9 protein-coding genes and 1 tRNA gene are annotated in these 8,133 nt (G+C 55.5%); 4 read left to right on the top strand and 6 right to left on the bottom strand.

Annotation, left to right across the window (positions count from 1 at the left end):
* Nucleotides 1-9: 9 nt before the first annotated feature.
* The 4 genes from ACAW74_RS28460 to ACAW74_RS28475 form a co-directional block, all read right to left on the bottom strand.
* Nucleotides 10-83, bottom strand: a tRNA-Asn gene (locus ACAW74_RS28460).
* Nucleotides 84-259: 176 nt separating this feature from the next.
* Nucleotides 260-586, bottom strand: a complete 327-nt coding sequence (locus ACAW74_RS28465) for a hypothetical protein (RefSeq protein ID WP_370701613.1) — start codon at nt 584-586, stop codon at nt 260-262.
* A 132-nt stretch (nt 587-718) separates the two neighbouring features.
* Nucleotides 719-1,339, bottom strand: coding sequence for a 16S rRNA (guanine(527)-N(7))-methyltransferase RsmG (gene rsmG, locus ACAW74_RS28470; RefSeq protein WP_370701614.1), 621 nt, complete (start codon nt 1,337-1,339; stop codon nt 719-721).
* Nucleotides 1,340-1,433: 94 nt separating this feature from the next.
* Nucleotides 1,434-2,597 carry a glycosyltransferase gene (locus ACAW74_RS28475; RefSeq protein WP_370701615.1) on the bottom strand — a complete coding sequence of 388 codons (1,164 nt, stop codon included), beginning with the start codon at nt 2,595-2,597 and terminating at the stop codon, nt 1,434-1,436.
* Nucleotides 2,598-2,785: 188 nt separating this feature from the next.
* On the opposite strand from ACAW74_RS28475, the gene tgt reads away from it, so the two are divergent.
* Nucleotides 2,786-3,916 (top strand): tRNA guanosine(34) transglycosylase Tgt, encoded by a 1,131-nt coding sequence (gene tgt, locus ACAW74_RS28480; RefSeq protein ID WP_370701620.1) that lies wholly within the window; start codon nt 2,786-2,788, stop codon nt 3,914-3,916.
* A 9-nt stretch (nt 3,917-3,925) separates the two neighbouring features.
* Here the strand turns inward: tgt and ACAW74_RS28485 are convergent, their stop codons facing one another.
* Nucleotides 3,926-4,621: a hypothetical protein gene (locus tag ACAW74_RS28485; protein WP_370701616.1), complete on the bottom strand. Its 696-nt coding sequence runs from the start codon at nt 4,619-4,621 to the stop codon at nt 3,926-3,928.
* Between the two features lie 88 nt (nt 4,622-4,709).
* A complete protein-coding gene (locus ACAW74_RS28490; RefSeq protein WP_370701617.1) occupies nt 4,710-5,282 on the bottom strand; it encodes a hypothetical protein in 573 nt (190 codons plus the stop codon).
* A gap of 96 nt (nt 5,283-5,378) precedes the next feature.
* On the opposite strand from ACAW74_RS28490, the gene ACAW74_RS28495 reads away from it, so the two are divergent.
* From ACAW74_RS28495 to ACAW74_RS28505, 3 genes are all read left to right on the top strand, one after another.
* Nucleotides 5,379-7,070, top strand: a complete 1,692-nt coding sequence (locus tag ACAW74_RS28495; protein ID WP_370701618.1) for an AMP-binding protein — start codon at nt 5,379-5,381, stop codon at nt 7,068-7,070.
* A 123-nt stretch (nt 7,071-7,193) separates the two neighbouring features.
* A complete protein-coding gene (locus ACAW74_RS28500) occupies nt 7,194-7,379 on the top strand; it encodes a CsbD family protein (protein ID WP_015333537.1) in 186 nt (61 codons plus the stop codon).
* 298 nt (nt 7,380-7,677) lie between these two features.
* Entirely contained in the window at nt 7,678-8,055 is a 378-nt protein-coding gene (locus ACAW74_RS28505; protein ID WP_370701619.1) for an HPF/RaiA family ribosome-associated protein, read from the top strand.
* Nucleotides 8,056-8,133: the final 78 nt, after the last annotated feature.

Here is an 8,133-nt window from a genome sequence, read left to right on the forward strand (position 1 = left end):
GGGGTTTTGCTCCCGAAGCTGGGCTCGAACCAGCGACCCTCTGATTAACAGTCAGATGCTCTAACCGGCTGAGCTATTCGGGAATGTGCCGGACGACTTACCGTTGCGGTGAAATCGTGGTGCAAAAGTAGGGCGTAAAACGACCCTGCGCAAGTGCTGAGGCTAAAAAAATGTCATTGATCGGCCCGTATCGGTGGTTCGGTCGTCGGAACTCAGTGACAACCAATCACTAATGCACCCCGATCAATGACAAAAATTTTTACCGCGGGCCAACGGTCGTCGGGCCACCGAAGGCGTCGGGGCGGTGATTAGGTACCTGTTGCAGGATCAGCTCCTTCACGCGCCGGGCATCGCCCTTGGTAAAGTTGTTGATGATGATCTCGGGCCGGGCGCGGGGAATCACGCGGATGGTGGCGAAGAACAGACCGTTATCGATTTCGACACCCGAGATGTCGGAGTAGAACACGAAGTTGTCGGTGCCGCCGATGAGCTTCTTCACGCTGAAGGTGACGCCCTTATCGTTGAATTCGATCACATCACGCCGGATCGGATCTTTAAAGCTGCTGCTGGAGAATCGTTCGTTCATAATTGTCTTTCAGTTGTCTGTCTAGTGTCTTCAGTCTTCTGTTCACTGTCTTCTGTTGGCTGACGCCGGAGTACGTCTGCGTCAGCCAACAGAAGACAGTGAACAGAAGACTGAAGACACTAGACAGACAACCTATTTTTTAACGTGTAGCACTTTCTTGGTTTCGAAAAACTCGCCGGCAAAATAGTCGGAGAGGTTATAAATCTTCGTTTTTTCGGGGATTTCGGCAATTTCCTCGGCAAGGTCGCCGCCCTTCAGGTATAAAACACCGTTGGGCAAGTCGTTGTTGCCGCGCTTGATGATCTTGTAACGTACCCAGCCCATAAACGGCTGTAGACGCGTGACGGCCCGGCTTACCACAAAATCGTAGGTGTCGCTCAGGTGCTCCACGCGCGCCTGCTCGGCCCGCACGTTGGTGAGGCCAAGCGCCCCGGCCACCTCCTTCACCACGGTGATCTTCTTACCGATGCTGTCGACCAGGTGAAACTTGGCCATCGGGAACAGAATCGCGAGCGGAATACCCGGAAAGCCGCCGCCCGTGCCTACGTCGAGGATTTCGGTACCGGGCTTAAACGAGATCACTTTGGCGATACCCAGCGAATGCAGTACGTGTTTTTCGTAGAGCGCGTCGATGTCCTGCCGCGAAATCACATTGATTTTGGCGTTCCAGTCCCGATAGAGCCCGTCCAGCGCCGCAAACTGCGCCCGCTGCTCATCCGTGAGGTTGGGGAAATAAGAAAGGAGTTGTTCCATGGATGATGGATAATGTACAATGCACGATGCACAATGTATAATGGACAGAGTCCGGGAGCGGAGCCATTGTACATCGTGCATTATACATTCTATACTACCAACCCGTTTGTTTCCGACGGAAGGTCAGGGCCATACGGGCGGTTGATAAGCAATAATAGATGGCCAGCAGCAGGTCGGTGGCGGGGATGGCGTACCAGGACACCATGGCGCCCAGTCGATGGCTGATGCGGCCGATTAGCCCCCAAAATAAACCAAAACGCAGCACAAACAGGCCCGTAGCCGCCAACAGCATCGGACTGAGCAGGGCGTCTCGCTGTCCCGTAGCGGCCAGATACAGCACGTACCCAGCCACGCCCAGCCCCAGTAGCCAGGTCAGTACGTGCGAGGCCGTGATGAGGCCCAGCACGGCTTTGTCGCCGTTCTTGTAATGCCGTCCCACGTTCAGGTGGCGCTGTTTCTGCCGCTTCCAGTCGGCCCAGGTACGTTTCGGCGCCGAGGTCGTAAACGTGTCGGGGTGCAGGCTCACGGCCACGTTCTGCGCCGTGGCCGCTTCGTTCACAAACAGATCGTCGTCGCCGCCCCACACGCGCATGTGGCTGTAAAAGCCTTTATGCCGGAAAAAGACGTCGCGGCGATAGAGCAGGTTGCGGCCCACACCCATGTAGGCCCGTCCCGCCAGCGCCAGCGATACGTATTGCACAGCGGTAAAGAGCGTTTCGGACCGGATCAGGAAATTGAGCAGACCCGGTGCCCGTTCGTAGGGCGATATGCCCAGCACGATCTCCGTTTCCTTGTTCTGAAGGGGGGCCACCATACCCGCCAGCCATTGGTCGGAGGCGGGGCGGCAGTCGGCGTCGGTCAGCAGCACCACGGGGTACGTTGCCTTCTTCAGCGCGATGGTCAGCGCGTATTTTTTGGGCGTCACGTGCGCCGCTTCCACGTCGATCCGGATGAAGCGCAGGTTGGGCAGCAGCGTCACCATCTCGTCGAGCAGCACGTCGGAGAGGTCGGTCGAGCGGTCGTCCATCACCAGCACTTCGTAGAGTGGGTAGTCCTGCGACGTCAGCAACGGGAGCAGTTCGAGCAGGTTATCGTGCTCATTATGGGCGCAAACCACGATGGTTACGCCCGTTGTGGGAGCCGTTGGCGGCGCAAGATCAGGCACAGGCCGAAAGGCCGTTCGGGCAAACAAAAACAGCAGGCAACCAACCTGAACAGCCAGCACAACGAGCCAGCCTGCCAGTAGAATGAGAATCACAAGAACCGTAGCGGTGTTATCAAATGAGTACGAGGAGAAACGGTCTGTAAAGATAGCGACGTACCTTTGTAGAGACGCAACCCTTTGCGTCTCGCGAGCGTCAGCAACAGATTATCCGCAAAAAAATGACGCTCCGAGAATCGCCGCGTCCGGCAGCAGACCAGGCAAAGGATGGCGCCATTACCATTATGACCTTTACGATTGAACACAATGATCCGCAGTCGCAGGCCCGCACAGGTACGTTGACGACGGATCATGGGGCCATTCAAACGCCCATTTTTATGCCCGTCGGTACGGCGGGAACGGTGAAGGCGGTGCATCAGCGCGAACTCGAAACCGACATCAACGCCCATATCATCCTCGGCAATACCTACCACCTCTACCTGCGCCCCGGCCTCGACGTGCTGCGGCAGGCGGGCGGGCTACACGGCTTCAACGGCTGGCAACGCCCCATCCTGACCGATTCGGGCGGATATCAGGTGTATTCGCTGTCGAATACGCGGAAGATCAAGGAAGAGGGCGTCACGTTCAAATCGCACATCGACGGCTCGAAGCACACCTTCACGCCGGAAGGGGTCATGGACATTCAGCGCACAATCGGGGCCGACATCATGATGGCCTTCGATGAATGCACGCCCTACCCCTGCGATTACGCCTACGCCAAAGCCTCGATGGACATGACCCACCGCTGGCTCGACCGCTGCATCCGCCGGTTCGACGAAACCGAAGGGCATTATGGCTACCAGCAATACCTGTTCCCGATTGTGCAGGGCAGCACGTACCCAGACCTGCGGCGGCAGTCGGCCGAGACGATCGCCAGTAAAGAACGGACCGGCAACGCCATCGGTGGTCTGGCGGTGGGCGAGCCCGCCGAGGAGATGTACAAGACCATCGATCTGGTGAACGCGATTCTGCCGCGCGATAAGCCTCGTTACCTGATGGGCGTAGGTACGCCCGCCAACATCCTCGAAGCCATTGCCCTAGGCGTGGATATGTTCGACTGCGTGATGCCCACCCGCAACGCCCGGCATGGGCTGCTGTTTACCACGGAAGGCATCATCAACATCAAAAACGAGAAGTGGAGCCGCGATTTCAGCCCGATCGACGCCACGCTGGGTGGTTACGCGAGCACGTTTTATAGCAAAGCCTACCTGCGCCACCTCTTCAAAGCCGACGAACTGCTAGGCGGGCAAATTGCCTCCCTGCAAAACCTGACGTTTTACCTCTGGCTCGTTCGGCAGGCCCGCGCGCACATCGCAGCGGGTGATTTTGTCGCCTGGAAAAACGAAATGACGACCCGGCTAATGGTGCGGATGTAATAGCAACACTTAACGGGGTTGGGCGACGACGTATCCTTGCAGGACGACCTCCTCGAACAGGTACGTTGCCGTGACAGGCTGATCGCGGTAACGGGCGGGCGCCCAGTCGACGTCTTTAAGCGCCAGATCGACTGCCTCCCGGCAACTTTTGAGAAACTCTTTATCCTGGTTCGACGCGATAACTCGGTAGCGCGCTCCGCTAATGGATACCGTTGCCAACACCTTGAATGACAGAAAGTTCACACCAGCCCGTTGCAGGTTAATGGGCAACCGAACGGTGCGTGCGATGATACCGTATATCTGCGGTGAACTCGCCAGATACACCGGCCCGTTGTCGAGCACCATCGTCACTATGCTGTCGCCTTCCTGCACCTGCGCCACCGACGAGGCCGACGGGATGCGCGTGTTGCTTTTCACTTGCCGGGCGTCGTAGTCGTAGATTAGTTCGGGCTGTTCATCGGAACCGTAGAAGGTCCAGACGCCTACGCGTTTGTTGGCTTTGTATTGACCCGTTTCGAGCAGTTTGCGATTATGCATACTTCGCTTCTCGTACGTACCATCGCGCACGGTATCATTGTCGGCCAGTACGTCGAACTGCTCAGACAGGTGAGTCGATCGTTTCTTTACCGTTTTGTGCGGCTGAGCCAACAGCAGCGCGGGCGTTATCAGACAGAACAGAAGTAGCCAGAAGCGATAAACGTGCATAAAGGGTCGGCAGTTAGCGGCTCCCAATTTAGACACGCAAATCCTATATCTGGCTACTTACTAGGCAAACAAATGCCAATTCATCGCCTTAATCCGCGTTGCCGGTCCGGGCTTTTTTTGCCTTTGCGGTGTTGGGTACGTTCTGTTTGCCGGTTTTCGAACCGGCTACTTTCTTGGCGTTGGTGGCTTTCTTTTCCGCAGGCGACAGCTTGTCCCAGGCCTCTTTGGGCAGGTACCGCGTGGTGCCGCCCTCGCGTTCAGCGGGTTTGCCATCGGCCGTTTGCCAGTCTTCGTCCGTCCATTTGTCGAGGTGTTGCTGCGCTTCCGTTTTGTGGTCGTCTTTGTAGCCTCCGCCCGCTTTCTCATATTCATGAGCCAGCAGTTGAGCCTTCCGGGCGCTCCATTGCCCTGCTTTACCCCCTTTTTCGCCGGCCTTGATGTCAGCTTTCAGCTTCTCGCGCAGCTCAGGGTCGGTGTAGTTATCGGCTTTCTTAGACGCTTTGGTCTTGGTTGTCGTTGCTTTCGTCGTGGCGTGGGTTTTGTGGTCGCCACTGGTTTTACGTTTCGCCGACTTATCATCAGCTTTTTTCGTCGTTGTCGTTGCCATGTCGTTGAGTACTTGTTGCCGCCAGACGATGCGCCGGGCGTTTACGATAATCATTTCCTAACCGGCTGAGTAAGATTTTGTTTCGACTTGTTTGATATGCTTTTTCCGACATTAAATTGCACTTAAAAGCACTACCAACTGACTATATCGATGAACGCCTCACCCACTTCGTCAGCCCCCTATGCCTCCCTGATCGATCTTTTCCTTCGCTGGGAGCACGAAAAACCAACGCAAACGTACCTGCGGCAGCCCGTGGGTGACGGCTTCATCGACTATACCTGGGCTGACGTCGGCCAACAGGCTCGCCGGATGGCCACGTACCTGAATGCGCTGGGCCTGCCACCGGGCAGCAACATCGGACTGGTCTCCAAAAACTGCGCGCACTGGCTCATCGCCGATCTCGCCATTCTGCTGAGTGGGCACATCTCGGTGCCCTTCTACCCTACCCTCACCGCCGATCAGCTCCATCAGGTGCTGGCGCATAGTGGGTGCCCCGTGCTGTTTGTGGGCAAGCTGGATAACTGGACAGGGATGAAAACAGGCGTTCCCGAGGGCGTCACGCTCGTGGGCTTTCCCACTTACGGCCTCGTCACCGACACCGCAGATCGTAGTGAGCTAATGGCCTGGGATGAAGTTATGGCGCATTACGAACCCATGACCGCTATTGCCCGCCCCCAGCCCGACGATCTGTTTACCATCATTTATACGTCGGGAACAACGGGCGTGCCTAAGGGCGTCATGATCGACCACCGGGCCGTATCCGAGGCGCTGTTCGACACCCGCGTTCTGCTCAAACACGACACGCCCAACGCCCGGTTCTTTTCGTACCTGCCGCTTTGTCACATTGCCGAACGCAACATTGTGCAGGCCACGAGCCTGGCGACGGGCGGCACGGTCTATTTTGCCGAATCGCTCGACACCTTTGCCAAGAACCTGGCGGCAGCCAAACCCACCCATTTTCTGGCCGTACCGCGCATCTGGACCAAGTTTCAGCAGGGCATATTAGCCAAAATGCCGCAGGCAAAACTCGACCGACTGCTCAGTATCCCAATTCTATCGGGTTTCGTCAAGAAGAAGATTCGGCAGGGGCTGGGGCTCAACAAGGCCGTGCTCATCCTGACGGGGGCCGCCCCCATGCCCAAGTCGCTCATTCAGTGGTTTCGGCGGTTGGGCATCCGCATTCAGGAAGCCTACGGCATGACCGAAAACCTCGGGGCCGTGTCGATGATGCCCCTCGACGACATGCGCGACGGTACGGTGGGCAAACACTACCCCGGTATGGAAGTAGCCATTGCCCCGCACACAGGCGAAATCCTGACCCGCTCGGCCTGGCTAATGCGCGGCTATTACAAAAATCCGGAGCTGACCCGCGAGGTCTTGCAGGATGGCTGGCTGGCCACGGGCGACGTAGGTACGTTGGATGAGGATGGGTACCTGACCATTACGGGGCGCGTGAAGGAGATGTACAAAACGGCCAAAGGCGAGTACGTAGCGCCGTCGCAGATCGAGTTTGGTTTTGCCGACAACAATTACGTCGAGCAGATTTGTGTGGCCGGGCAACAGTTACCGCAACCGATGGCGCTGGTTGTACTCTCCGAAATGGGAAAACACGCCGAACGTATTTTGGTCGAGCGCAGCCTGGAAGATACCATCAACGCCCTCAATCCGACGCTCCATGCCTACGAACGCGTGCGCAAGGTGGTAGTGGTGCGCGATGCCTGGACGGTCGACAACAACATGATGACGCCCACCATGAAGATTAAGCGCAATATCATCGAAGCGCGTTACGATGCCCAACTACAACCTTGGTACAACCAGGACCAGTTAATTATCTGGGAATAAATACATTCGCTACAGGCTTTTGCGCGCATAAATCAATCGCACAAACAATTTTTTCTTGTCCTAGTTCTATTACCATGACTCAACGTGGGTCTGTCTTATTTACACACAAATCCATTCAACATTATGAACGAGACAACATTGAAAGGCGCCTGGAACGAAATGAAAGGGAAAATCAAACAGGCCTACGCCGACCTGACCGACGACGATCTGACGTACGCCGACGGCAAAGAAGATGAAATGTGGGGCCGGATTCAGCAGAAGACCGGTAAAACGAAAGACGAAATCAATAAGTCTATAGCTGATCTGTAAGGAACAGCGCTACCTGATTTGCCCAATTGGTCTACATGGCTAATTGGGCTTTTTTGTGCCCAAATGGGCACCTTTCCGTTTCTGACAGGGCGGTAGTTAGATAATATAAAGAATCTTCATTTACCGACTGTTCCACGCAGTGGCATATTAGCACACTCACTTACCTGAAGCGCCATTTGCTCAGATTACCCGTGAAACACGTTTGGATATTTCGACGTTGGGGTTGACTCGTATAGGCATTTTGGCAAACTTAGGTAGTCCATTGGTATATGTTTCACTTTATAACCGCTTGGACAGTATGCGAGTACAAACTCACGCCGTGCGCTTCACGGCCGATCAGACACTTCTGGACTTCATTCAGAAGAAACTTAACAAGCTCGACACCTTCCACGACCGCATAGTGAGTGCGGAGGTATTTTTAAAACTTGATGGGGCCGAAACGACCAAAGTGAAAGACAAAATCGTTGAGGTTCGGCTCAACATCCCAGGAAAAGAACTCTTTGTTACAGAACGCAATAAATCCTTTGAAGCCGCTGTGGATCAGGTAGTCGACGTGATGAAGGACAAACTGGTACGTTGTAAACAGAAACGTACCGACTTCTCAAGCCCAGCTATCACCAGCGCTCGTTACCAGCTCGAAGAAAACGCCGTTGAGCAAGAGCAGGACGAGTTTTAATGAATAATGAATAGTGTATAATGAATAATGGCCGGGCGGCGGACCGCTGACGCAAGAGTAAGATGCGTCAGCGGTCCG

Origin of the sequence: Fibrella musci, assembly GCF_041321105.1 — a bacterium.
Taxonomy (GTDB): domain Bacteria; phylum Bacteroidota; class Bacteroidia; order Cytophagales; family Spirosomataceae; genus Fibrella; species Fibrella musci.

Coding starts and splice junctions, on each gene's coding strand:
- ACAW74_RS28500 (WP_015333537.1), top strand. CDS start 7,194: ATGAACGAGACAACATTGAAAGGCGCCTGGAACGAAATGAAAGGGAAA.
- ACAW74_RS28485 (WP_370701616.1), bottom strand. CDS start 4,621: ATGCACGTTTATCGCTTCTGGCTACTTCTGTTCTGTCTGATAACGCCC.
- ACAW74_RS28495 (WP_370701618.1), top strand. CDS start 5,379: ATGAACGCCTCACCCACTTCGTCAGCCCCCTATGCCTCCCTGATCGAT.
- ACAW74_RS28505 (WP_370701619.1), top strand. CDS start 7,678: ATGCGAGTACAAACTCACGCCGTGCGCTTCACGGCCGATCAGACACTT.
- ACAW74_RS28490 (WP_370701617.1), bottom strand. CDS start 5,282: ATGATTATCGTAAACGCCCGGCGCATCGTCTGGCGGCAACAAGTACTC.
- rsmG (WP_370701614.1), bottom strand. CDS start 1,339: ATGGAACAACTCCTTTCTTATTTCCCCAACCTCACGGATGAGCAGCGG.
- ACAW74_RS28465 (WP_370701613.1), bottom strand. CDS start 586: ATGAACGAACGATTCTCCAGCAGCAGCTTTAAAGATCCGATCCGGCGT.
- tgt (WP_370701620.1), top strand. CDS start 2,786: ATGACCTTTACGATTGAACACAATGATCCGCAGTCGCAGGCCCGCACA.